This window comes from Arthrobacter sp. THG-b23, from assembly GCF_059091265.1.
In genome coordinates, this window is record NZ_JBNHGM010000005.1 from 164,347 (window position 1) to 188,256 (window position 23,910).

21 protein-coding genes and 1 pseudogene are annotated in these 23,910 nt (G+C 65.5%); 12 read left to right on the forward strand and 10 right to left on the reverse strand.

Annotation, left to right across the window (positions count from 1 at the left end; translation table 11 throughout):
- Window positions 1–133: 133 nt before the first annotated feature.
- The 7 genes and pseudogenes from AC5RVD_RS11275 to AC5RVD_RS11305 all read left to right on the forward strand — a co-directional run.
- A pseudogene (locus AC5RVD_RS11275) lies at window positions 134–286 on the forward strand (type IV toxin-antitoxin system AbiEi family antitoxin domain-containing protein); the annotation flags it as partial.
- Between the two features lie 326 nt (window positions 287–612).
- Window positions 613–1,155 carry a putative endonuclease domain-containing protein gene (locus AC5RVD_RS11280; protein WP_494127000.1) on the forward strand — a complete coding sequence of 181 codons (543 nt, stop codon included), beginning with the start codon at window positions 613–615 and terminating at the stop codon, window positions 1,153–1,155.
- An 81-nt stretch (window positions 1,156–1,236) separates the two neighbouring features.
- A complete protein-coding gene (locus AC5RVD_RS11285) occupies window positions 1,237–1,500 on the forward strand; it encodes a hypothetical protein (protein ID WP_494126959.1) in 264 nt (87 codons plus the stop codon).
- A gap of 121 nt (window positions 1,501–1,621) precedes the next feature.
- Window positions 1,622–2,344, forward strand: a complete 723-nt coding sequence (deoC, locus tag AC5RVD_RS11290) for a deoxyribose-phosphate aldolase (protein WP_494111481.1) — start codon at window positions 1,622–1,624, stop codon at window positions 2,342–2,344.
- Between the two features lie 32 nt (window positions 2,345–2,376).
- Window positions 2,377–2,604, forward strand: a complete 228-nt coding sequence (locus AC5RVD_RS11295) for a hypothetical protein (protein ID WP_494068119.1) — start codon at window positions 2,377–2,379, stop codon at window positions 2,602–2,604.
- A gap of 238 nt (window positions 2,605–2,842) precedes the next feature.
- Complete coding sequence (gene nhaA, locus AC5RVD_RS11300; RefSeq protein WP_494111482.1) at window positions 2,843–4,192, forward strand: Na+/H+ antiporter NhaA; 1,350 nt, start codon at window positions 2,843–2,845, stop codon at window positions 4,190–4,192.
- Between the two features lie 172 nt (window positions 4,193–4,364).
- Window positions 4,365–6,080 carry a sensor histidine kinase gene (locus AC5RVD_RS11305; protein ID WP_494126960.1) on the forward strand — a complete coding sequence of 572 codons (1,716 nt, stop codon included), beginning with the start codon at window positions 4,365–4,367 and terminating at the stop codon, window positions 6,078–6,080.
- Between the two features lie 21 nt (window positions 6,081–6,101).
- Here the strand turns inward: AC5RVD_RS11305 and AC5RVD_RS11310 are convergent, their stop codons facing one another.
- Window positions 6,102–7,616: a M28 family peptidase gene (locus AC5RVD_RS11310; protein ID WP_494126961.1), complete on the reverse strand. Its 1,515-nt coding sequence runs from the start codon at window positions 7,614–7,616 to the stop codon at window positions 6,102–6,104.
- Window positions 7,617–7,898: 282 nt separating this feature from the next.
- Here AC5RVD_RS11310 and AC5RVD_RS11315 point away from each other — a divergent pair, with 282 nt between their 5' ends.
- The gene (locus tag AC5RVD_RS11315; RefSeq protein WP_494126962.1) at window positions 7,899–9,212 is read left to right on the forward strand and encodes a UDP-glucose dehydrogenase family protein; all 1,314 of its coding nucleotides are present in this window, start codon (window positions 7,899–7,901) and stop codon (window positions 9,210–9,212) included.
- A 178-nt stretch (window positions 9,213–9,390) separates the two neighbouring features.
- Window positions 9,391–11,427, forward strand: coding sequence for a M1 family aminopeptidase (locus tag AC5RVD_RS11320; protein WP_494126963.1), 2,037 nt, complete (start codon window positions 9,391–9,393; stop codon window positions 11,425–11,427).
- A gap of 52 nt (window positions 11,428–11,479) precedes the next feature.
- Here the strand turns inward: AC5RVD_RS11320 and AC5RVD_RS11325 are convergent, their stop codons facing one another.
- The 6 genes from AC5RVD_RS11325 to AC5RVD_RS11350 all read right to left on the reverse strand — a co-directional run bounded on the left by AC5RVD_RS11325 (window position 11,480) and on the right by AC5RVD_RS11350 (window position 15,683).
- The gene (locus AC5RVD_RS11325; RefSeq protein WP_494111488.1) at window positions 11,480–11,740 is read right to left on the reverse strand and encodes an SHOCT domain-containing protein; all 261 of its coding nucleotides are present in this window, start codon (window positions 11,738–11,740) and stop codon (window positions 11,480–11,482) included.
- 166 nt (window positions 11,741–11,906) lie between these two features.
- The gene (locus AC5RVD_RS11330) at window positions 11,907–12,887 is read right to left on the reverse strand and encodes a hypothetical protein (protein WP_494111489.1); all 981 of its coding nucleotides are present in this window, start codon (window positions 12,885–12,887) and stop codon (window positions 11,907–11,909) included.
- Window positions 12,884–13,786, reverse strand: coding sequence for a hypothetical protein (locus tag AC5RVD_RS11335; RefSeq protein ID WP_494111490.1), 903 nt, complete (start codon window positions 13,784–13,786; stop codon window positions 12,884–12,886). The genes AC5RVD_RS11330 and AC5RVD_RS11335 overlap by 4 nt, the downstream gene beginning before the upstream one ends.
- 4 nt (window positions 13,787–13,790) lie before the next feature.
- Window positions 13,791–14,492, reverse strand: coding sequence for a signal peptidase I (locus tag AC5RVD_RS11340; RefSeq protein WP_494126964.1), 702 nt, complete (start codon window positions 14,490–14,492; stop codon window positions 13,791–13,793).
- Entirely contained in the window at window positions 14,489–15,064 is a 576-nt protein-coding gene (locus tag AC5RVD_RS11345) for a SipW-dependent-type signal peptide-containing protein (RefSeq protein WP_494126965.1), read from the reverse strand. The genes AC5RVD_RS11340 and AC5RVD_RS11345 overlap by 4 nt, the downstream gene beginning before the upstream one ends.
- 79 nt (window positions 15,065–15,143) lie before the next feature.
- The gene (locus AC5RVD_RS11350; RefSeq protein ID WP_494111493.1) at window positions 15,144–15,683 is read right to left on the reverse strand and encodes an alternate-type signal peptide domain-containing protein; all 540 of its coding nucleotides are present in this window, start codon (window positions 15,681–15,683) and stop codon (window positions 15,144–15,146) included.
- A 367-nt stretch (window positions 15,684–16,050) separates the two neighbouring features.
- On the opposite strand from AC5RVD_RS11350, the gene AC5RVD_RS11355 reads away from it, so the two are divergent.
- Window positions 16,051–16,899 carry a response regulator transcription factor gene (locus AC5RVD_RS11355; RefSeq protein ID WP_494111494.1) on the forward strand — a complete coding sequence of 283 codons (849 nt, stop codon included), beginning with the start codon at window positions 16,051–16,053 and terminating at the stop codon, window positions 16,897–16,899.
- On the opposite strand, the gene AC5RVD_RS11360 is transcribed toward AC5RVD_RS11355, so the two are convergent.
- Window positions 16,866–17,330, reverse strand: coding sequence for an Hpt domain-containing protein (locus AC5RVD_RS11360; RefSeq protein WP_494111495.1), 465 nt, complete (start codon window positions 17,328–17,330; stop codon window positions 16,866–16,868). The two genes, AC5RVD_RS11355 and AC5RVD_RS11360, sit on opposite strands and share 34 nt — an antisense overlap.
- Before the next feature lie 315 nt (window positions 17,331–17,645).
- Between AC5RVD_RS11360 and AC5RVD_RS11365 the strand changes: the two genes are divergently transcribed.
- Complete coding sequence (locus AC5RVD_RS11365) at window positions 17,646–17,915, forward strand: hypothetical protein (protein ID WP_494126966.1); 270 nt, start codon at window positions 17,646–17,648, stop codon at window positions 17,913–17,915.
- A gap of 7 nt (window positions 17,916–17,922) precedes the next feature.
- On the opposite strand, the gene AC5RVD_RS11370 is transcribed toward AC5RVD_RS11365, so the two are convergent.
- Entirely contained in the window at window positions 17,923–18,339 is a 417-nt protein-coding gene (locus AC5RVD_RS11370; RefSeq protein WP_494111497.1) for a MarR family winged helix-turn-helix transcriptional regulator, read from the reverse strand.
- Window positions 18,340–18,434: 95 nt separating this feature from the next.
- Here AC5RVD_RS11370 and AC5RVD_RS11375 point away from each other — a divergent pair, with 95 nt between their 5' ends.
- Window positions 18,435–20,240: an ABC transporter ATP-binding protein gene (locus tag AC5RVD_RS11375; protein WP_494126967.1), complete on the forward strand. Its 1,806-nt coding sequence runs from the start codon at window positions 18,435–18,437 to the stop codon at window positions 20,238–20,240.
- A 12-nt stretch (window positions 20,241–20,252) separates the two neighbouring features.
- Here the strand turns inward: AC5RVD_RS11375 and mfd are convergent, their stop codons facing one another.
- Complete coding sequence (gene mfd / locus AC5RVD_RS11380) at window positions 20,253–23,867, reverse strand: transcription-repair coupling factor (RefSeq protein WP_494126968.1); 3,615 nt, start codon at window positions 23,865–23,867, stop codon at window positions 20,253–20,255.
- Window positions 23,868–23,910 lie beyond the last annotated feature (43 nt).

The following is a 23,910-nucleotide window of genomic DNA, read 5'->3' on the forward strand; positions in this document are numbered from 1 at the left end:
CGGATCCAGGCCCTCCCCCCTGGCACCCGGACTACCAACACAGCCGCTCCGCCAGCGTTCCTTCGGAGGGGCGGTATCCACAATCACCAATGAGGCCGGCGACGCTTTCATGCCGTTGGCCAAGACTGGTGCCATGGCTCGTGCAGTTCTCGACTCTCGACTGGCAGCGCTCTGGCCGCAGCAGTATGAGGTCCTGACTTCCCAAGAACTCCGACAGTACGGTGCCGGCGAGCGCTTGATCCGTGATGCTGTTCGTCACGGTGCTTTGATCCGCATTCGGCATGGTGCGTATGTCCTGGGTTCGCGGTGGATTGCCAGCAGTTCCAGGCGACGGAATCTGCTCCGCATTCAGGCCCATGCCCTTGTGACTGGTCCTGCCGGAACCTACAGCCACGCCTCCGCTGCGCGCCTGCATGGGCTGCATGTCTGGGATGTTCCGGCAACTGTTCATCTCACCCAGCCATTCCCCCGACCAGGCACACCAGAAGCCCGGACGTCAGCCCGCACCACTCGGTCTTGCCACCCGGTGAAGTCACGGTACTGCGTGGTCCGCGCGGCGAGCCGGTGCCCGTCACCAGCTTGGAACGGACAGTTGTGGACTGTGCCAGGACCATGCAGCTTGACCGGGCTGCCATCATCGGCGATCACGCCCTTCGTAGCGGCGCGGTCCTCGAGCGGATTAACGAGATCCTCGATTCGATGCCGGGTTCTCGGGGAGTCCGCCGCGCCCGAACTGCCGTCGCCTTGCTTGATGGCCGGGCCGAGTCGCCGGGAGAAACCCGCACCAGGCTGTTGCTTGGCACGTTCGGTATTCCGATGCCCGTACCGCAGGTTGAACTAACCACGAGGCTGGGCAAGCACCGCGTCGACTTCGCATGGGAGGACCTCATGCTGATTTTGGAATTCGATGGCCGGAGCAAATACTTCGACTACAGGCCTACGGAACAGGTACTGCTTGAGGAACGACAACGAGAAAACGCCTTATCGGAAATCCACTGGAACTTTATCCGTGTGGACTGGGCGCAGCTAGGCCGGCCTCACGAATTCCGGGGCCGGATCGCCGAAGCCATGGTACGCGCCGCCAGCAGAACGGCCGCCCTGAAAAATCGTCCTCCGGCCGCCAGACGGGACGCGCCCCACCCCGGCCCGGGATGATGTGGCAGGGCGAGGCACACACATCGGAGCATCGACCGTGCCAGCGCCTAACAGACACCCTGACCGGGGGCGAAACCTCCAGTGATTCATCACCTTCGGCACCTTTTCGGCAAGGGCACCATGTGGGACGATGCAGCCATGGGCATCGAAGAACAGCTGCCCCGTTCCGCAGGGACGAGGCATCAAAGCCCTGAGGAGGAGCCGGCGCACAAGGCCTCGGACGAGCACATTCCTGCCGACGACGCCCGGGCCATCGCGCGCCGCCGGCAGGAAGCCGAGGAGAAGCTCGAGGAGCACCGCCGTGCGGCCGAGGAAGAGGGCCATTCCACCGGTGGCACTCACTGACCCGTGGCCGGTTCCGCAACGCTCGCGGCGGCCGTCCAAGACGGTGCGCCGCTCCTGTCGACGCCTGTCCGGTATGCGAGGATAGAAGTTCCTTCGAACCCAGCAGATGAAAGGGATGGCCATGTCTGAAGACATCACATCCGGATCCGCTCCGAGCGCGACCTATCACGATCCGACGTCGATCGCTTCGGTCATCGACCACACGCTGCTGAAGCCGGAAGCTTCCCGCGAAGACATCCTCACGGTTTGCCGGGAGGCGGTCGAGTACCGTTTTGCCGCCGTGTGCGCGAATCCTGTCTGGACGGCCTTGGTGCACAGCACGCTCAAGGGGTCCGGGGTCAAGACTTGCGCGGTCGTCGGGTTCCCGTTCGGTGCCACTCCCACCGACGTGAAGGTGCACGAGGCCCGCGGCGCCACCCTGGACGGCGCCGACGAGATCGACATGGTGATCAATATCGCCGCGGCCCGGGCGAACGACCGCGCCACGATCACCGAGGACATCGCGGCGGTGGCCGAGGCCGTCCACGCCGGCGGTGCCATCCTCAAAGTCATCCTGGAGACCCATTTCCTGACAGACGAGCAGAAGCGGATGGTCTGCGAAGCCGCCGCCGAGGCCGGAGCGGACTTCGTCAAGACTTCCACCGGGTTCAGCGGGGGCGGAGCCACCGTCGAGGACATCGCGCTGATGCGGGACGCCGTCGGGACGCGCCTGGGAGTAAAGGCCTCCGGCGGCGTGCGCTCCGTCGACGACGCGCGCGCCATGCTCCGGGCCGGCGCAACACGAATTGGCGCCAGCTCATCAGTGGCTATTGTTAAAGGTGAGCAAGCCGCCGGCGGCTACTGATGCCACATCGCACTATTGAGGAGAAACACCCCATGGCCCACCCCAAGCAGCGCACCCATTCGGGCGAGGGACACCTGGTCGGCAATCTGATCACCTTTGCGGTCATCATGCTGATGTTCTTTGGTTCCCTGTACGCCTTCAGCCTGGAGCCGGTCATCGGCGCCATCCCGGCCTTCGCCATCGGGCTCGGCCTCTTCACGCTGGCGTTCTTCATTCCCAAGCAGTTCCTGGGCCGTTCCGACACCCACCACAACGCCTGACGTTTTCGCGGGCTTTCCCGGGCGCTCAGCCAGGGGGCAGGCAAGTCCTGTTTCCCTTCGCTGGGTGCCCGGCGTTCTTAAGGGCCGGCGGCCCGCCCCAAGGCCCCCTCATTCCCGGGACGGCCCCTTTTCCGGGCGGCACCGCACGGGCGTGTACACTGGCACACGGTGTGACGGGAAGCCTGGTCGTCGATTGATTCGTCGAGCCCACAGGGCTTAGCAACCGTCAGGAGTCTGCATGGCCGCCCGCTCTCCCCAGGACAAAACCACCATCCTCGGCCGGGGCAGCTATCCGGAATTCGTCCGCATCAGCGAATTGATGCGCAAAGAGACTGTCGGCGGCATCCTGCTGCTGGTCGCCACCGTCGCAGCACTGGCTTGGGCCAACTCGCCCGCCGCCGATACCTACTTCGCCATCCGCGACTTCACGATCGGCTTCGATTCACTCCATCTCAACCTCAGCATCGGCCACTGGGCCTCCGACGGCCTGCTGGCCATTTTCTTCTTCCTGACCGGTCTGGAGCTCAAGCGCGAGTTCGTGGCAGGTGACCTGCGCTCCCCGGCTCGGGCCATCGTCCCGATCGCCGCCGCCTTCGGCGGCGTCGCCGTACCCGCCCTGATCTTTGTTTTCATCAACCTGGGTGCAGGACCGGAAGCGCTGCGCGGCTGGGCCATCCCGACGGCCACGGACATTGCCTTCGCGGTGGCCGTATTGGCCGTGATCAGTTCGCACTTGCCCGGCGCACTGCGCATTTTCATCCTGACCCTGGCCGTGATGGACGACTTGATCGCCATCGCCATCATTGCGTTCTTCTACTCCTCCGACGTGCAGGTGCCGTACCTTCTGTGGATGCTGCTGCCGCTGGCTGTATTCGCGTTCCTGACGCACAGATTCGCCAGGTTCTTCGCCCGGCACCATCTGGCGGCCTGGGTCATCCTGCTCCCGCTGGGCATTATCGCGTGGGGGCTGATGCATTCCTCCGGCGTACACGCAACTGTGGCCGGCGTGCTGCTGGGCTTCCTGGTCCCCGTGCTGCGCAGCAAGAAGGACGGCGGCCCCGACGCCGGCCCCGGACTGGCCGAGCAGCTGGAACATCGATTCCGCCCGCTCTCCACGGGATTTGCGGTGCCGGTCTTCGCGTTCTTCGCCGCCGGCGTCGCTCTCGGGGGCTGGGAGGGCATCAGCAGGACCTTTACTGACACGGTAGCGATTGGCATTGTCGCCGCCCTGGTGATCGGCAAGCCGCTGGGCATCATGCTCACCACCTGGCTGCTGACCAAGTCCACCAAGGCCAGCCTGGACCCCTCGCTAAAGTGGATCGACGTGTTTGGCGTGGCTGTACTGGCCGGCGTGGGTTTCACCGTTTCACTGCTGGTCAACGATCTGAGCTTCCCGCTCGGGTCCGACCACCACGACCATGCGAAAGTCGCCGTCCTGGCCGGTTCACTGGCCTCGGCGCTGTTGGCGGCTGTCATCCTGCGTGTCCGCAACCGGCACTACCGCGCCATGGAAGAGCTGGAAACCGCTGATCTCGACGACGACGGCATTCCCGACGTGTACCAACGGGACCGGCGCGCAGCGGACTGATCCGCCAACCGGCCGCAGCACTCCAACACCCCGCCCCTGCGACTCGCGTCACAGACCGCATCGTTCCACGGTGCGGGGCAGCACGCGTGCCATACTGAACCAGTCATGGCCAGCCCGGCTCCGGCAACGCAACCGACAACGAGGGCTGCCCGGAGTAGGGGGACCTTCGATTATGTCTGCCGCACCAAGCCCACTGTTGTCGTGGCTGACCGGACGCCGGCAGTTCCATGAGCTGCCCCTGCGCGCACGCGTTTTCCTGAGCCATCTGCCGCTCTGCATTTCCGTGACGCTTACGGCGGTGATAGCCGCCGCATTCTTCCCCCAACTGCTGGGCAACGCCCAATTCACCGGCGGACTCATCGGCATTGCCGTGCTCTGGATCCTCGGCGCCGCCATCCCGTGGGACCGGCTGCCCTATCCGTCGTACTGGGTGATCCCGCTGCTGGACTTCGTCGCCATCGGGGCCCTTCACCAAGGCGCCGGGGCGGAACTCCACAGCGTCGGCCTGTTGGCGGTCTTCCCGGTGTTCTGGATGGCCTGGTCGGAGATCGCCCCCGCCGCCGCGCGCATCGTCAGCTTCGCCGCGCCCCTGCTCATCGTTTGGATTCCGGTGTTCAGCGGCCCGGAGCCGGTAACGCCGGAAACCCTGTTTGCCCCGATCCTGGTCCCCATCGTGACCCTGGGGGTTTCCATTACCGCGTCCGTTTTCTCATTGAGCATGACGGCACAGCAGCAAGCCCTGGCCAACAAAGACAGCGAGCTGCGGGCCTTGCTGGAAGAAAGCAAGGTCCATGTGCGGCGGCTGGACACCGTCTTGAACGCCGTCGCGGTGGGGGTGCTGGTCACCGATGCCGACGGCCGTTACATCCTGAGCAACGTGCAACAGGAGCGGGACCGCTCGCTGGCCATGCCCCAAGGAATCGACAATCCGGACGAGGCCGATTTGCTGGTCTTCGAAGCGGACCGGGTGACCCCGGTGGTCCCCGAAGACCGCCCCATTCGCCGTGCCATTCAGGGGGAGTCTTTTTCCGACCGGCTGGTGTGGATCGGCGACGGAGACAGGCAACGCGCCATGTTGTCCACGGCACGCCCCATGCAGAATGATCTCGGCCAGTTCGACGGCACTGTGATGGCCTTCAGCGACGTCACCGACCTGGTCAATGCGTTGACGGTGAAGGATGAGTTCGTCGCCGGCGTCTCGCACGAGCTCCGCACTCCCCTGACGTCGATCATGGGCTACCTGGACCTCGCGCTCGAGGACGCTGACCAGCTGCCCCAACATGTCACTGCTTCCCTCGGCATCGCCATGCGCAACTCGGAACGCCTCCTGCAACTGGTGGAAGACCTGCTGGTCACGGCGTCCGGGACGCTGAGCATCGAGCCCCGCCGCACGGCGTTGGCCGACCTCGTCGCTACCAGCGTTGCGTCGGCCATGCCGCGGGCAGAACACGCGGGCGTGGACCTGGCCGTCGACGCCGCCGACGGGCTGGAGGCAGAGATCGATCCGAACCGAATGGGCCAGGTGCTGGACAACTTGCTGTCCAATGCCATCAAGTATTCGCCCGACGGCGGCCAAGTCACGGTACGGACCCTGGCGACCGACGGCGCCGTCCTACTGGAGGTCAGCGACACCGGGATGGGCATGTCGGAGGCGGATCAGGCCGAAATCTTCACCAAGTTCTTCCGCACCAGTTCCGTCCGTCAGGCGGCCATCCCCGGGCTGGGGCTGGGGCTGGCCATCAGCAAGTCGATCGTGGAAGCACACGGCGGCACACTGACCTTTACGAGCACCCTGGGAGCGGGCACGACATTCAGCGTTTCGGTTCCGCAGCGCAGCGAACAGGGAGGCCGTCCGGAGACGACCTCCCTGAGCCAACTGCTGCCTTAGGGACAGCGGCGGTCCGGTGGGTTAGCGAATGGCCTGCGGCCCCTTGAACGGCATCTTGGTGCTGCCCGTTCCCTTGCCCTTGGCCGTGCCCTTGACCGCTGAGGTCGTTTCAGCAAAGGTCAGCGTGGTGTGCGCAATGGCGTCGGCCATCTGTTCCAGTACCACCAGGTCCACGTTCGCGAGCGTGTCGCATGCCTCGTGGTAGCAGGGATCGTAGGCAACCCCCGCGGTCCCCCCGTAGATTGCTGCCTGCTCTTCGGTCTTGATCTCCTCGGCGCCGGTAAACAAGCCTCCGGCCGGAATGCCGTTGTTGATGAAGGCGAAATAGTCCGAGCGGCCGTCGAAGGCCGTGGGCTCCGAGGCGAGTCCCTGCGAGGCGAAATAATCTTCGAAGACGCGCTCTATGTCGGCCGAACCGTTAGGCCCGGCCAGCCCGAACGCATCGCCGTCGCCGTCATACACGAAGCGCACGGCATTGGGCGAACCGACCATATCGAAATTCAGGTTGAGCGCATGCTGCTTGATCTCACGCTGGCTTAACTGGGACACGTAGTAGTCCGAGCCGAGCAGCCCGTCCTCTTCACCGCCCCAAAAAGCGAACCGCACCCGGTTTTCCGGCGCGTCCCCCGATGCGGCGATCTGAAGCGCCGTTTCCAGGATCGCTGCGCTGCCGGACCCATTGTCGTTGATGCCCGGGCCCTCGGATACCGAATCCAGGTGGGCGCCGACCACGACGGTGCGGTCCGCGCGCCCGGCCGTGTCGGCGAGGATGTTGAACGTCTCCGTCACGACGATCTCGGCGTCCACCGCGATCCGCAGTTCCACCCCGGTGGTCCCGGCCAGCTCCTCCCCCAGGTCGAAGCTGGTGCTGACGGCCGGGATGGCCTGCGGCGTTCCCAGCGTGCCGCCGAACAGGTCAAGCCGGTCCGGCGTGCCTCCGTTGCCCTGATTGAAGATGACCACGCCGACGGCGCCTGCTGCCGCGGCATTCGAAACCTTCGTGGCGAAATCGCACGTACCGCGCTGGATCAAGGCGATGTTTCCGGCGGGGAAGCTTGCGAAGTCGGTCGCCTCGCAGCCGCTGGTGGATGCCCTGTCGCCTGCGAGGTTGATATCCACAGCGGTTACCGGTGCCGTGACGTCGCCGGAGGCGGAGTAATCCATGGCCAGGAACTCCTCCCCTGCCGTGTAGACCGTCGGCGTCGGGGCGACCTGCTCGAACTCTTGGCCGTGGAGCACGAACCGTTCGTAGGAGAACACCTGCCGAACGGGCGTGTAGCCGGCGGCCGACAACTGGGCCTCGATGTATTGGGCCGATGCCTCGTAGCCGGACGTACCCGCCGCGCGGTTGCCGCCGTTGGCATTGGCCGCGTCCTGCAGGGCCTGCAAGTGGCTAACGATGTTCTCGGCCGTGACCGCTTCTCGCAGGGTGCTGGTGTCTGTCCCCTTAGCGGCTTGAGCGGGCAACCCGGTTCCGAACGCCAATGCGGTGGCGGCAGCGATGGCCGCACCCCGCCTGAAACTGTGGGTCTTCATGCTGGTTCCTCCATGAGGTGTGGATGAAAGGATCCCGCTGTCCCCGCAGCAGGATCCTGCCCGGAAGCTACCCCATGGCACCGGAAAGCAACATAGCCAAGCCGTGATACCCCTCACAAACACCTGAAAGAACCATTTCAGCCTTGAATCCGGCGCCAACGTCCTGGGCGCAGCCCTCGGCACCGTGCTGGCCTATGCGTGGCTGGAACACCGGCAAAACCGCCAGCGGTAACGCGCTAAAGTCGAAGTAGTCTCTACTCAAGGCACGTGTAAAGGACCACCATGCGAATTTCCGTCATCGGCTGCGGCTATTTGGGGGCCGTGCATGCCGCGGCCATGGCCAAGCTTGGGCATGACGTGGTCGGTATCGACGTGGACGAACGCAAGGTCGCCGAACTGCAGGCCGGCCGCGCCCCGTTCTTCGAGCCGGGCCTGCCCGAACTGCTCGCTGAGGTCCAGCAGACCGGCCGGCTGACGTTCAGCACCGAGATGGCCGACGCGGCCGGAGCCGCCGTGCACTTCGTGTGCGTGGGCACCCCGCAGCGCAAGGGCGAGAACGCCGCCGACCTGCGTTACGTGGATGCTGCCTTCACGTCCCTGGCCGTGCACCTCCGCCCCGGCGACGTGGTGGTCGGCAAGTCCACCGTGCCGGTGGGCACGGCGTCACGGCTCGCAGAGGAAATCCGGGATGTCGCCCCGGCGGCCATCCTGGCGTGGAACCCGGAATTCCTGCGCGAAGGCCACGCCGTCAAGGACACGCTGACCCCGGACCGCTTTGTCTACGGCGTGCCTCCGGGCGCTCCCGGTGAAGCCGCCACGGCGGCCATGGACCAGGTCTACGCGACGCCGCTGGCCGACGGCACACCGAGGCTGGTGGTCGACTATGCCACCGCCGAACTGGTCAAAGCCGCGGCAAACTCTTTCCTGGCCACCAAGATCTCCTTCATCAACGCCATGGCGGAAGTTTGCGAAGCCGCCGGGGCCGACGTCACCGCCCTGGCTGATGCCATCGGCATGGACGAGCGGATCGGGCGCAAGTTCCTCAACGCCGGCGTCGGCTTCGGCGGCGGCTGCCTGCCCAAGGATATTCGCGCCTTCATGGCCCGGGCAGGCGAACTCGGTGCCGACCAGGCCCTGACATTCCTACGTGAAGTGGACGCCATTAACATGCGCCGCCGCACGCGCGTGGTGGAACTGACCCGGGAGCTCTGCGGCGGGTCACTGATCGGCAAGCGCATTACCGTGCTCGGTGCCGCGTTCAAACCGCAGTCCGACGACGTCCGTGATTCACCCGCGTTGTCTGTTGCCGCCCAACTGCAGCTGCAGGGCGCCACGGTCACCGTCACCGACCCGGAGGCCCTGTCCAACGCCAAGCAGCGTTTCCCGGAACTCAGCTATGAACCGGATACCAAGACGGCTATCGCCCGCGCCCACGCGCTGGTGCTGCTGACCGAGTGGAATGAATACCGCGAGCTGGATCCGGTCGCCGTCGGAAACCAGGTGGATGAAAAGAAAATCCTGGACGGACGCAACGTACTGGACCCGGCAACGTGGCGCCAGGCCGGCTGGGCCTTCAAGGGCATCGGCCGCCCCTAGAGTTTTCCCAAGTTCGGCCCTCCAGAATGGGCCCGAACAGCCAATTGTGCGGGCCCATGGTCGTATCCGTTGACAGTGGTCCCGAACAGGAGCATGTTATGTAGATGGCCAGCGCTTGAAGCCGCCGACCCTGCTGATCAACGGGTCCGTGCAGCCTTGGCCGATGGGGGGACGTTGCATGATGGGTCGGAGTTGCCTTGCCTTGGCCGCGGCCGCGCTGTTGGGCGTGTCCGGCTTGGCGCTGCCCGTCGCTCCGGCGGTCGCAGCACCCGATCCCGGCCAGCACGTCTTCGAGCCCGGCTCCGCCACCCTTCATGATGAGTATTTCCCTGACGCCGGCAACGGCGGCTATCAGGTGATTCACTATCAACTGGACTTGCTGTATGCCCCGCCCACCGACCGGCTGGGCGGCACCGCCACGATCACCGCGCAGGCCAAGCAAGACCTTTCGGAGTTCAGCTTGGACCTGGATGGACTGGATGTCGATTCCGTCAACGTCGACGGGCGGGACGCCCGCTTTGCCCGGACCGGAACCAAGCTCGCCGTCACCCCCACCCGCGGTGTACCGGCCGGCAGCCGCTTCACCGTAGTCGTGGAGTATTCCGGCATCCCCCGGACCCTCGCCTTGCCCGGCCCCGCCGGGTTCATCCATACCGACGACGGTGCTCTCGTCACCGGGCATCCGGAGAGTGCCCCAACGTGGTTTCCGGTGAACAACCATCCCAGCGACCGTGCCGGCTACACCTTCAACATCTCCGTGCCCGACGGATGGCAGGCGGTGGCCAACGGCTTGCCGGACGGCATGGAAGCCGAGTCCGGCCGCACCGTCTACACCTGGAAGGCTGCCGAACCGCTGTCGCCGCATTTGGCGACCATCGCCGTCGGGCATTTCGACCTGTCGGAGCACACGGAGGACGGCATCAACTACGTCGACGCGATGGATCCGGTGCTGAAGGAGGTGGTGATCCCGCGCAACGGCGACGGGCTGGCCTGGTCACAGAGTGACGACGCGAGCTACAAGCGGCTCACGCGCACCGTCAGTGTTCCCCCCTCCGGCGGTGAACTCTCGTTCTGGATGCTGCGGGACACGGAGCCTGGTTGGGACTATGCCTTCGTGGAGGCGCGCACGCCTGGCGGCAACGATTGGACCACACTGAAGGACGACACCGGACTCGCGGACGACGAAACGGGCAATTCCTGCCCGGCGTGGCATCACGTGCACCCCTTCCTAAAGCACTACCAGACGGACGACGGCGGTGGTTCCTGCAGTGCAGGAGGCACCACCGGTCAATGGTGGGCGGCCACCGGTGCCAGTGACGGCTGGGAGCACTGGGAGTTCGACCTGGCAGACTACGCCGGCGAAGATGTGGAGCTGTCCATCACCTACGCCAGCGACATCACGGGGCAGAACGACGGAGTCTTCGTCGAGGACATTAACGTGGCGGGCGGTACGGGGTCCACGTCCTTCGACAGCGACGGCGACCGCTGGGACGGCTGGGAAGCGCAGCGTGCACCGGACGGCAGTCCGGAGAACGCGAACGGCTGGACGGCCGGGTCCGCCGCTCCTCCTTCGCAGGCGTACAAGATCCAGCAGTCGCTGGACAAGCAGCCGCACATCATAAAATTCCTGTCCACCGTGTTCGGCAAGTATCCGCTCAAGAGCGCCGGCGGCATCATTGACCGTTCCGAGAACCTGGGCTTCGCCCTCCAGATGCAGGGGCGGCCGGTCTACCCCATGGATGGCTTCTACGATGAGGCCAGCGGAAATGCCATGGTCGCACGGGAATTGGCGCACCAGTGGACCGACTCGCAGTTGCCGCCGCCGCGGTGGCGGGACAGCTGGCTCAACCAGGGCCTGGCGACGTATGCCCAGTGGCTCTGGAACGAACAGCAAAACCTGGGCAGCGCCGATGATACGTTCGATTTCTACGCCGGCATAGCGGCTGACCACCACTTCTGGCAGGTGCGGGTGTCGGATCCGGGCGCCGACCAGCTTTTCGCCGCCAACGTCCAGACCCGGGCGGCCATGGCGCTGCACGCGCTGCGGGAAAAAGTGGGCGACAAGAATTTCTTCAGCATCCTGAAGACCTGGGTCCGGGACGGATCAGGCAAGCCCAGCGATTTCCAAGAGCTGGCCGAGGACGTGGCAGGCGAAGATCTGGGCGCACTGTTCAAGACCTATGTGTCGACGGGCGGGAAACCGGGGGTCCTGTAGCGGCCGGCCCGTGCGCGCAGATGGGCCGCCCGCCAGCGCATCCACCCATTGGCTAGCGGTCTTCGCCGAGGACCCGCAGGCCTTCGCGGTAGGCATCTGCCGTCAGCTCGCCGCGCGCGAACCTCTGGTCAAGGATCTGCCGGGCCGTACTCCGCCGGTGCGACTGCTGTATTTGGCCGCCTGCCGCTGCCAAAGCATCTTCCACGTCGCGCGGTCTCAGCCCCATGAACGCGCGAACCACAAGAACCGCCAGCAATGCCACGATAGCCAGCAGCAGCAGCCCGAACAGCCAGGCCAAGCCCATATCTACCATGATGAAAGCACCCCTTCGATCACGACGGAACGATGGCTTCTCTACTCCGTTCCCCTAGGGTCAGGATACGCGTCCGTTCGGGCAACCAACAGGGACGGGTGCACCGATCCGCCGCCTGTCTCCAGGGTTTTTGGCAGGACGGCATCCCGAAATCCGGGGGGCATTCCTACTCCGGCGAAACAGCCTCATGGAGTGTCGTACCCCTTGGGAAATACTTCAGGGTCTTGTAGACAGGATCGCCGGCAACAGTTCCGTTCATCGGCTGGATCCGCACGCGGTAGTCACCAAAGAAATCACCGCCGGTCTGGGAGAACGGCAGTTCAAAGTCCGCGCTGGTCGCCTGCACCGTCGTTTCAGCGCCCCAGCCGTTGGCTGCGAGCAGAGACACGTCGTAGGAGGTGGCGCCGGTCGATTCGTTCCAGCTGAAGGACACGTACCTGCGGTCGCTGGCGGGCGCACTGACGGTGTGCTTCACACTCGTCAACAACCCCAAAGGCGGATGCTGTTTGGCGTCGTAGTAGCAGTTTTCCACGTTTGAGTGCTGGTAGTCGTACGCCAAGTAGGCAGCATCGCCGGCGATAGCACCGTTCATCGGCTGGATGCGCAAGCTGTACTGCGTGTAATAGGGAGCTTTTGTCCCGGCCCCGTTGAGGGGATTGCCCAGCCGGTCGGAAGGAATCCGGGGCATGCTGAACGTGACCGATTCGCCTTTCACTTCGGCCGCGTGGTTGTAACGCGGATCAGCTGAGGTGAGCGTGACGGTGTAGTGCGTGAAGCTCGAGGCACGGCTCCAACCGAAGGTGACGTCGACCTTGTCGCGGTTCACCAACTCCTCCTTGGTTTTCCCCACCACGCATTGCGCGGACTTCCGTCCCGGCCCTATGGGGCGGGGCTTCAGGTGGGCGCCGTCCGCGACGCGGGTTGCGCCGGATCCGGACGGCGGGCCATGCACCGGAGCCACCGTAATGTTCAGGGTTGCCGTAGCCGTCTGCTTCCATTTGGCCGCAGCGACGGGCACGCCGGCGCCGAGCAGAATGACCAGGAAAAATGCCACCAAGGCCGGCGTGAAACCGGGCAGTGCCCTCAACCGCGCCGGAAAACCGGGGCTGGCTGAATTTGGCGCGTCGGGTTCGCGCGGCGTGCTCATGAGCGCTTCCTTCGTTTCATTAGGACCACAGACAGGGTTCCCGTCAGGCCCAGAGCTACCGCCAGCCATCTGCTGCTGTTGGCGAAGACATTGCTCTCGATCCAGGTGGCGGGCTGGGTGGCGCGACCTGTTTCGGCCGCCGGTGCACCCACATCGCTTCCGGGCAACGGGAACACCTGGTCTTCGAAATCAGCAGTCACGCCGGCGTCGATGGCCTGTTGACCGTGGAGCTCGGTGGAGCCAGTGGCGTCCGTACCCTTTCCGGTCGAGCCGGAGGCCGCGCGGCCGGACCCGACCGCGGAATCGGCAGCTGCCCCGTCCGGCGGCGGGACGCCCGGGTTGGATCCGGTACCTGCGGGGCAGGCGGCGCGGGCCGCCTGTCCTCCCGCCGTCGCCTGCAACGTCACGGCCACATCCACATCGGCGCTCTTGAGCCGGGTCTCGTTCGCAGCCTCTTTGTCGAGCCGCAGTGTCATGTCCAGGCGCAGGATCTCCCCCGCCTCGAGAGTCCAGACGGTGTTGATTCGGGAACAAGACCACGGCCCCGTCAGCGAGGCTTCGCCGGCAGGTTCCTCGCCCGACTCGACCTGCAGGACCAGATTCCTGGCGATCTCCACGTCGGCGTCGCCGACGACGCCGGCCACGGTCAGCGCTCCGGCGTCGCTGCCGTTGTTGCGGATCCACAGGCCGGAGGTGATGGATCCACCGGGCACCAGCGGCGCACTCTGTTCAAACAACGGTGCCTGAAGCCGCGACGCGAAATCCCGTCCGTCCAGGCTGAGCTGCAGACGTTCATCGCCCGCGAATGCCGGACCGGCCGGCGCCAGAACCAAGAGGATCAACAGGACCGAAACCGAGGCGCGCCAGGCGCAGGGCCGTCGTTCCTTTCGTCCGGTCATCGCGCTAAATCCTGTTCTGTTCCCTGAGCGAACGGCGGGTCGGCAGCGCTTCCGCCTGCGGCCCGGGAGTGGTGCCGACGCGGGCGCAGATATCGTCCCGGGCATCCGTGGCCGCCTCCTCCTTATCCCCTCCTGCCGGATTGGATGGGACCCCGGCGGCGGCACCTGAGCTGCCTTTTTGTCTCCGCTGGCGGAGTCCACGAATCACCGCCAAGCCGCCATACGCAATGAGCGCGAGGGCCGCAAGCTGCACCAGGCTGCCGCGCCCGCCTTGTCCCAGGGCGTTGGCAACAAAGCCGACCGAGGGCACGGCATAGAACAGTTTGCCCCGAACCTGCACTTCCATGACGGGCATCTCGTCTTCCAGGGAGTTGTTATCCCCCTTGGTCACCAGCAGCCGCTCACCGTCTTGGGCCGAGATGATCGCGGTGACGCGGTGGGTGACAACGACGGGGCTGTTGGATTCCACCTGATAGGTAATGATGTCGCCGGCACGCAGCTCTTCGAACGGGACAGGCTGCACCACCAGAAACGTGCCCGGCGCGTATTTGGGCGCCATGGAGTTCGTCAGCACCGTGTATGTCTGAGACCCGGTAACCAGAGGTATAACGACCAGCACCAGCGCTGCCAGGGTGACCGTCAGGAAGACCAGGTAGGCAAGTCCCCTGCCTATCAGGCGAACAACATGCATGAGCTTCTCTCTCACATCTGAGCCGCAGACAACGGAATGGAAATCGCTGTAGACGAACCCTCCAGGGAGGCTGGTACGTCATCGGCGAGTTCCACCTGGAAACAAAAGGCGCGCGCGTGCCCCTTGGCCAGGCGGAACGAAGGGAGCGCATCCGGGTCGGCACCAAAAAGGGCAGGGTTCGAGCAGGAGGCGAGATTTCCAGCGGCTGCGGACGTGATTTTGAGGAATCTACCCAGCTCCTGCGATTCGATAATCGGCGCTACCGCCACCTTCGCCTCAACGGCGAAATCGGCAGTGGCATTGGCCTCGTTCGTCACCAGGACGCCGGCATATACAGTGCCGCCGGGCAGCACGGCGCCCGCTGGTTTCGTGGACAATGCAAGCGTCGCCGGAGCACCGTTGGCCAGCGTCATATCCATGTGCCGGCTTCCGTCCCCGCTGAGGGTGACTGTGAAGTCCGCAGCCTGGACGGTGCCGGCATCGGCCGATACGCTGGCTTGCCAGAGGGCATAAGTGCCCTGCACGGCGAGCATACCCAGAAAAACCGCAGCGGACATCAGCGCCGCTGCCGTCGCAAAACGCCGCATCCAACTCCCCCTGCCTACCACTGGCTGGAGCCGATGCCCAGCGGGCCTGCTGACTGTCAAAACGAGGCAACTGTCTCCGCTACCTCACGGGCGCAGGCGTAACCTGCTCAAGCTTGAATGCCACGTTGCTGAAGTCATACTTCGCGTTCACGCTCTGCCTCTGTGCAGTGTCCGCGTTGAAGGTAAAACTCACGGACGCAGTGATGTCCTCGACCGATTTCGAGAGGACGTTGGTTAGGTCAACGCCTTCCTTGGCCAGGGTGACTTCCGGCTTACTGATCGTTCCGTCGACGAAGGCTGCGTCGAGAACGTTCGTCCCGTTTTTCCCGTCCACGCTGAGTTTCGCCTTGAGGGCGTTGCCCTCAAGAACAACGTCCAGGTTTTGCTTGTAAGTCAGCGTCTCGCCGGGAATCACTCTGTGGGTTGCGAGGTCCACGGGGGCGTCCATCAGATTGCTCGTCCAGATACCCTGCTCTGCTGTCAGGTTGAGGTTACCGGCCTGGATCGTGCCCATTTGTGCGGTCTGGTCCGCGTTCCAGGCTGCCAGTGTTCCGCCGCCACCGAGGAGCAACAGTGCGCCCGCGCCGATCGCGATAGTGCCCTTAACCATCTTGTTCATCTTTGACCTCATGCTGTGCTGACCCGGTAGGACGTTCCTCCCGCAACTTCAACTGTCATCGGCCCGGCCAAAGATGAACCGTTGAATGTGCTGAAGGTTCTCGAAATTACCGGCGTGACGGCCGGACGAACCTCAAGAATCCGCCCTAACCTCAAGATGAAGACGCAGGAGTAAAGCGGAACACGCTGCCGACGACGGAACACGGGCCACCCGGTGTGATTCACCGGCGGTGAGACCGTGCCCGGCGGGAAGGGTTGAACGTTGCACGAGAGCAGGGCATCGTAGCTAAGAGGACTCCCCGCAAATCGACTCAAGCGGTCTCTCGACCGCACGCCAGGAATCGGCAGACACACAAGAAATGGGATAGATGGACATTCCGCAAGTAGCCGTCGTCATAGAGGACGACGAAGACATCCGGCGGCTCATCAGCAGTGTTCTCGCCCAGTCCGGGTTCTCGGTTCATTCGGCCGCCAGTGGCCAGGAGGGTGTAGCTGCGGTGAGGGATCACTGTCCCAGCATCGTGACCCTGGACGTGGGGCTGCCGGACTTCGACGGTTTCGAGGCCGCACGGCAGATCCGGATTTTCAGCGATGCCTACATCCTCATGCTTACGGCGCGGTCCAACGAAATCGATACCGTGCTGGGATTCAAGTCCGGAGCGGACGACTACATCAACAAACCGTTCCGACCGTTCGAACTACGGGCCCGGGTCTCGGCCATGCTCCGCCGCTCCCGCAATACCGGGCCGCTGTCAACGCAGCCCCCCGCGGCCGTGGCCAAACCAACACCTGTCGCTGCCGGGCAGCCCGCGTACCCGTCCCATCCTGCCTCGCGGACTGCCGGAGGGAGCGAGGGCGGTGGCGCCGAAGCGGTTGCGCCCGGCACCTACGACCACAACGGTCTTTCATTGGACTATCCGACCCGTACGGTAACCGTGGACTCGACCGCCGTGGAGTTGACCCGGACGGAATTCGAATTGTTGCTGACCCTCATGGACGGCGGCCGGAACGTGCGCAGCAAGCAGGACCTGGTGCGGCGCCTGCGGTTTGAGGAGTTTGATACCGGCTCATTTGTTTCGGAGGCGGACGAACGCGCCGTCGAGGTCCACATGGCCAACCTGCGCCGCAAACTCGGAGATGATCCGCGTTCGCCCCGGTGGCTGGAGACCGTTCGAGGGTTCGGTTATCGGATGGCTCCGCTGTCCGTCGCCAGGTAATCGGCAGCAAGGCGCTGCATCGTCTCGTCGCCGCACCTTCCGATCGGCTCAAGCAAATCCCGCGCGGTCGCAATCGCTTGCCGGTTCCCCTCCGCGACTTCGACGGCCAGGATTTGAATTTGCTGGCCCATAAACGACAGCCGCAGTGCCCCGGCCACGCTGCTGGCGGTCTTGAGGCTCAGGGAAACATCCATGAGCTTGTCTATGTCCTGTTCCAGGACCGCTTGTACCAGCCGTGTCCTCCGGACATTCCACATGTCAATGTAGTCGGCCACGAACCGCCGGCAGGCGTCTTCGTCCCTCAGGTCCCTCGCCAAGGCATGCAGTACCGGCACCGAGACCACCGGTAGCGCGCAGGCAGCCAGAAGGAGGGACACTGCGGGTTTGCCCTGGTCCGTCTCCTGGACATCGTGCTGGGGAGGAAAACTCATAGCTGCCAGTCTGGCCTCGGCAGCTCAGGAAGCCGGGCGGCGCGGGCCGAAGATCGGCCAAAGGAAAGCTGAATGACGCGGCGGGCCGTTGGCGCCGGGGCGACCCGTCGGACTTCACGACACGACCCGGCTGGATGGCGCGATTCCGGCCCCGGCTACCTAAGATGGCTATGCCACGTCTGTGCGTACAACACCCGTTCCTGATGGCTGAAAGGCCAGTTAATGCCCACTCCTGCCCAAGACACCAAACTGCCGAGCCGGCGCGACGTTCGCACGGGGGCAGCCGACCCCGCGCCGCCAACGGGCATGATTCCAGTGACTCCTCTCGTGGCCAAGCCGTCCGGCGACCCGTATCCGGCCAGGCGGGAGTTGCGCACCGGCCTCATCCAAGTAGTGGCACCTGCGGCCGGTCAAGCGGCCGGTCCTACAAAGTATGTCCGCATCGAGAAGCCGCAGTCCGGCTCCTCCGGGTCCGCACGGCGTGGCAAAGCGCCCAAGAAGGCGGCCAAGACCGCCTGGGTAGTGAGCACCGTCGTCGTCGTGCTTGCTGCGGCAGCCGCCCTGTGGTTCGCGTTCTTGCGGTAGGCCCGCCTTAGTCCTCCGCCGATGTGAGCTTGGCCAGGAGGGAGGAAAGCTGGGAGCGCTCCGCTGCAGACAGGACGCCAAAGTACTTTTCCGCATGCCTCACCTGGACTTCCCGGATGGCCTTTCCTATCTCCCGCCCAGCCTGGGTCAGGACGACCACCGTGGCCCTGCGGTCCGCCGGATCAGGCTCCCGCAAGCACCAGCCCCTCTCCTGCAGGCCATCGACGATGTCGGTCGCCGATCGCGGCGCTATCCGAAGCCGCTCGGACAGTTCGCCCAGACGCAGCGGGCCGTGCTGGCGGAGCACGCGCAGCGCCCTCGCTTGGGACGGGGCGACGCCGAGCGGGGCCATTCCCTCCCGGGTGCCCCTCCTGAGTTGACGCGACACGGCCCAGAACGCGTCCAGTAAACTTTCGTCTGCCACGGGAATAGACTACCAAGTTTCCCTGTTGTAACCTCATATTGAGGCAACCTCAGCAATGCGGGCGGCGCACGTTGCCCCCTTCATCACGGATCGAGGTGGTTCCGACGGAAACCTTCGGAATAACCCCCGGCCGCGGTCCCGTCAGGGAGCCGACGGCCGCAGAAAAAGAACAGGCCCGGCACGTACCGCTGAAGCGGATCGCCGCCCTTTTCCGTCCCTACCGGGGACAACTGGCGCTCGTTACCGGCATCATCATCGCGTCCTCGGCCGCCGCCATGGCCTCGCCGTTCCTCCTGCGGGCCGTGATCGACACGGCCCTGCCAGGCCAGCAGCTCCCGCTGCTGGCCTGGCTGACCGCGGGGATGCTGGCCGTCGCTGCCGTCACGGCCCTGTTCGGCGTTTTGCAGACTTGGATCGCGACCCGGGTGGGCCAACGCGTGATGCACAGCCTGCGGACCGAGGTCTTCGCGCACCTGCAGCGCCAGTCAGTCGGCTTCTTCACGCGGACACGGAGTGGGGAAATCCAGTCCCGCATCACACACGACATCGGTGGCATGCAGTCGGTCGTCACCTCGACCGCAACAGGCATCGCCACCAACCTGACCACCGTCGTCGCCACGGCAGTGGCCATGGCCGCACTGTCCTGGCAGCTGTCGCTGATCTCGCTGCTGGTCATGCCGCCGGCCATTGTGCTGACCCGCAAGGTGGCCAAGGTGCGGCGGGAGCTGACCGCCCGCCGCCAGCGGGAACTGGCCGACATGAATGTGACCATCGAAGAATCGCTCTCGGTCAGCGGAATCCAGCTGAGCAAGACGCTGGGCACCGGAGACGACCTGGCCGCCCGGTTTTCTGCCTCCTCGGAGCGGCTGACCGACCTGGAACTTCGTTCCGAACTGGCCGGGCGCTGGCGGATGGCCACCATGAGCATCATCTTTGCCGCCGTACCCGCCGTCATCTACTTCGCCGCCGGCCTGCCGGGGGCCGCAGGGAACATCAGCATCGGCACGGTGGTGGCGTTCACGGCGCTGCAGGGCGGCCTCTTCCGGCCGTTGCTCGGGCTGCTGAACGTGACGATCACCGTCACCAGCTCGCTGGCGCTCTTCGCCCGGATCTTCGAGTATCTGGACCTGCCGGTGGAAATCGCGGAGCCGGCCTCCCCCGCCCCGGTGGATCTGTCGAAGGTCGCCGGCCATGTCCGCTTCGAGAACGTCAGCTTCAGCTATCCGGACAGCGAGACACCGGCCATCGAGCATGTGGACCTTGCCGTCCCTGCCGGTTCCACCCTGGCCTTGGTCGGCCCGACCGGATCCGGAAAGAGCAGCCTGGCCTCCCTGGTGGCCCGCCTGCAGGATCCGACGGAGGGTCGCGTCACCATCGACGGCGTGGACCTCCGCTCCCTGCGCCTGGCCGATCTGGCGTCCATCGTGGGAGTGGTCAGCCAGGACACCTACCTGCTTCACACCACGGTGCGCGAAAACCTGCGCTACGCCAAGCCGGATGCCAGCGATGCCGACATCGAGCAGGCCGCACGGGACGCCCAGATCCACGACCACATCGCGGCACTGCCCGACGGTTACGACACCGTCGTCGGCTCACGCGGGCACCGGTTCTCCGGCGGCGAGAAGCAACGCATCGCCATTGCCCGGACCCTGCTGCGCAATCCCCCGGTGCTGGTGCTGGACGAGGCGACCAGTGCCCTGGATACCCAGACCGAACACGCGGTCCAGCAGGCCTTCGACCGGTTGGCCGCGGGCCGCACCACCATCACCATTGCCCACCGGCTCTCGACGGTCCGCAATGCCGACCAGATCGCCGTCCTCGAGTCCGGGCGGATCGTCGAACAGGGAACGCACGAAACCCTGCTCGACGCCGACGGCCGGTATGCGGCGCTGGCAGCCTAGGCGCACGCGCCGTTACTCCTTGAACACCGCGTCGATGACGCCCTGCGCCCATTCAAGGATGGCCAGGTCGGCCAGGTCCTTGCCGCCGATCCGAGCGGTCTTGGGCTTGGGGACGAGGATGAAGTCCAGCGCCGGCTTCACCTGCGATCCGGGATACATCCGGTTCAGCCGCATCGCCTTGGACTCCGGCAGTGCCGCGGGCGCGAACTTGATGAAGTTGCCCTGCACCGCCACGTCCGTCAGCCCGGCAGCGCGGGCCTCGATCCGGAAGCGCGCCACCGCCACGAGATTCCGCACGGGCTCCGGCAGCTCGCCGTAGCGGTCGGCCAGCTCGGCCACCACTTCGTCGATGGCTTCGCCGGTGGTTGCCTGCGCCAGCTTCCGGTACGCCTCCAGCCGCAGCCGCTCCCCCGGCACGTAATCGTGCGGCAGGTGCGCGTTCACCGGCAGTTCGATCTTCATCTCGGCGACCTTCTGCTCGGATTCGCCGCGGAAATCCGCCACCGCCTCGCCGACCAGCCGGATGTATAAATCAAATCCGACGCCGGCAATGTGCCCGGACTGTTCTCCGCCCAGCAGGTTGCCCGCGCCGCGGATCTCCAGGTCCTTCAGGGCCAGCTGCATGCCGGCGCCCAGCTCATTGTGCGCGGCCACGGCTTTCAGCCGCTCCAGGGCCACTTCGCCCAGCGGTTTCTCTGCGTCGAACAGGAAGTAGGCGTACGCCCGCTCCCGGCCGCGGCCCACCCGCCCGCGCAGCTGGTGCAGCTGTGAGAGGCCGTACCGGTCCGCCCGGTCGACGATCAGGGTATTCGCGTTGGAGATATCGAGCCCGGTCTCGATGATGGTGGTGCAGACCAGGACGTCAAAGCGCTTCTCCCAGAAGTCAACAATGATCTGCTCCAGCCGTGACTCGCTCATCTGCCCGTGGGCCACCTCCACCCGCGCCTCGGGGACCAGCTCCCGGATCCGTGCCGCCTGCCGCTCGATCGACGAAACCCGGTTGTGTACGAAGAAGACCTGTCCCTCGCGCATCAGTTCGCGCCGGATGGCCGCCGTCGTCTGCTTGTCCGTGTACGGGCCAACATAGGTCAGCACCGGATGGCGCTCCTCCGGCGGGGTGGCCAGGGTGGAGGTCTCGCGAATGCCGGTCAGCGACATTTCCAGCGTCCGCGGGATGGGTGTCGCGGACATGGCCAGGACGTCCACGTTGGTGCGCATCTTCTTCAACGCTTCCTTGTGCTCGACGCCGAAGCGCTGCTCCTCGTCCACGATGACCAGGCCCACGTCCTTGAACTGGACCTCCTTGGACAACAGCCGGTGCGTTCCAATGACGACGTCGATGCTGCCGTTCCTGATTCCTTCCATCGTGTCCTTGGCTTCCTTGGAGGTCTGGAAGCGGGACAACGCCTTGACCCTGACCGGGAACCCGGAAAAGCGTTCACTGAACGTCTCGAAGTGCTGCTGGGACAGCAAGGTGGTGGGAACCAGGACAGCAACCTGCTTGCCATCCTGGACCGCCTTGAACGCGGCCCGCACCGCGATCTCGGTCTTGCCGTAGCCCACGTCGCCCGAGATCAGCCGGTCCATCGGGACTTCGCGCTCCATGTCCGCCTTGACCTCGTTGATGGTGGTCAGCTGGTCGGGCGTTTCGATGTAGGGGAAGGCCTCTTCCAGCTCGCGCTGCCACGGCGTGTCCGGCCCGAAGGCGTGCCCGCGGGAGGCCATCCGGGCCGAATACAGCCGGATCAGTTCCCCGGCGATCTCCTTGACCGCCTTGCGGGCCTGGCTCTTGGTTTTTGCCCAATCGGAGCCGCCCATCTTCGACAGGGCGGGGGCGTCTCCGCCGACGTAGCGGGTCACCTGGTCCAACTGGTCCGTCGGCACGAACAGCCGGTCCCCCGGCGCACCGCGCTTGGCCGGGGCGTACTCCAGCACCAGGTACTCCCGCATCGCCTTGGCGGGCCCGGCGCCGGTGGACCGCTGCACCAGTTCCACGAACTTCCCCACGCCGTGCTGCTCGTGCACCACAAAGTCGCCCTCGGTCAACTGGAGCGGGTCCACCGCGTTCCGCCGCCGCGACGGCATCTTGCGCATGTCCTTGGTGGAGCGCGCGGTGGCCCGGCCCAGCAGGTCGGCTTCGGTCAACAAACCCAGCTTCAGCCCGTCGAACACGAACCCCTTGCCGGTGCTCGCGGTGGTGATTTCGATGATCCCGGGCTGCGGTTCGCTCTCCAGCGATTCGACGCGGGAGGCCGGGATCTGGGCATCGTGGAAGAGTTCGGCCATGCGGGCGGCGGGGCCCGGACCTTCGGTCGCCACGACCACACGCCATTGGTCGCGCACGCGGGAACCGATGAACTCCATCATTTCGGCCACATCACCCTGGTAGCCCCTCGGCTCCCTGGCGGCGATGGTCAGCGTGTCGATGTCCAGGACGGTTTCGTCGTCGGGGTTGAACGAGGTGATGGACCACCACGACACCTGCTGTTCTCCGGCCGTCGCCCGGGTGTCCGCCAGCGAGCGGAAGCCGGCCTGCTCCAGGTCCCCTTGCAGCGCCAGGTCCAGCGGCGCGTCCCCGCCCTCGGAGGCCGTCGCCCACGCGGCGGCCAGGAATTCGTCGTTCGTCGTCTCAAGGTCGTGTGCGCGGCCGCGCACCTTCTCCGGTTCAATAACGACGGCGATGGATCCGGGCGGCAGCTCCCCGATGAACGGCACCATGGCGTCCACCAGCACCGGCGACAGCGATTCCATGCCTTCGACGGCGACGCCCCCGGCGATCTTCTCCAGCATGTCAGCCGCCGCGGGCATCTGGCCCTTCAGCTTGGCCGCGCGGCTCATGACCGAGGGCGTGATCAGCAGTTCCCGGCACGGCGGGGCATACAGCTGGGCGGGGTGCTTGACGTTCTCGCCGGCCAGGGAGCGCTGGTCCGCAACGGCGAACCAGCGCATCGATTCGACCTCGTCGCCGAAGAACTCGATCCGGACGGGGTGGTCGTCGGTGGGCGAGAAGACATCCAGGATCCCGCCGCGGACGGCAAACTCGCCGCGCCGGCTGACCATGTCCACCCGGGCGTAGGCAGCTTCGGACAACCGCCGGACCACGTCGGTGAAGGCGACCTCGTCGCCGACCGTCAGCGAAACAGGCTGCAAATCCCCCAGCCCCTGCACGAGCGGCTGAAGCACCGCACGCACCGGCGCCACGACCACCCGCAGCGGCGCCGCCCCGTCGTCGTGCTTCAGCCGGCGCAACACCGACAGCCTGCGCCCCACCGTGTCCGACCGCGGCGAGAGGCGCTCGTGCGGCAACGTCTCCCAACTGGGGAACTCCTCGATCGACTCATCCGGCAGATAGCTGCGCAGCGCCGCGGCCAGGTCTTCGGTCTCGCGTCCGGTCGCCGTCACCGCCAGTACCACGCCCACGCCGGGATGGTCGCCGCCTGAGGTTCCTTCCGTGGCGCCCGATTCGAGCCCCTGCACCATCTCGGCCAGCAACGCTGCCCGCAGGCCGGGCGGCGCACCGATCTGCAGATCCTCGCTGCGTTCTGCCACGGGCCGGGCCGACTGCAGCCGTACCTTTGCGAACGATTCGTCCTGGGCGAGGGCTGTGCGCAGTCCGTTCAGGCTCATTGTGTTCCATCTTCTTCCGGTCGGGCGCAACACGAATACCCTC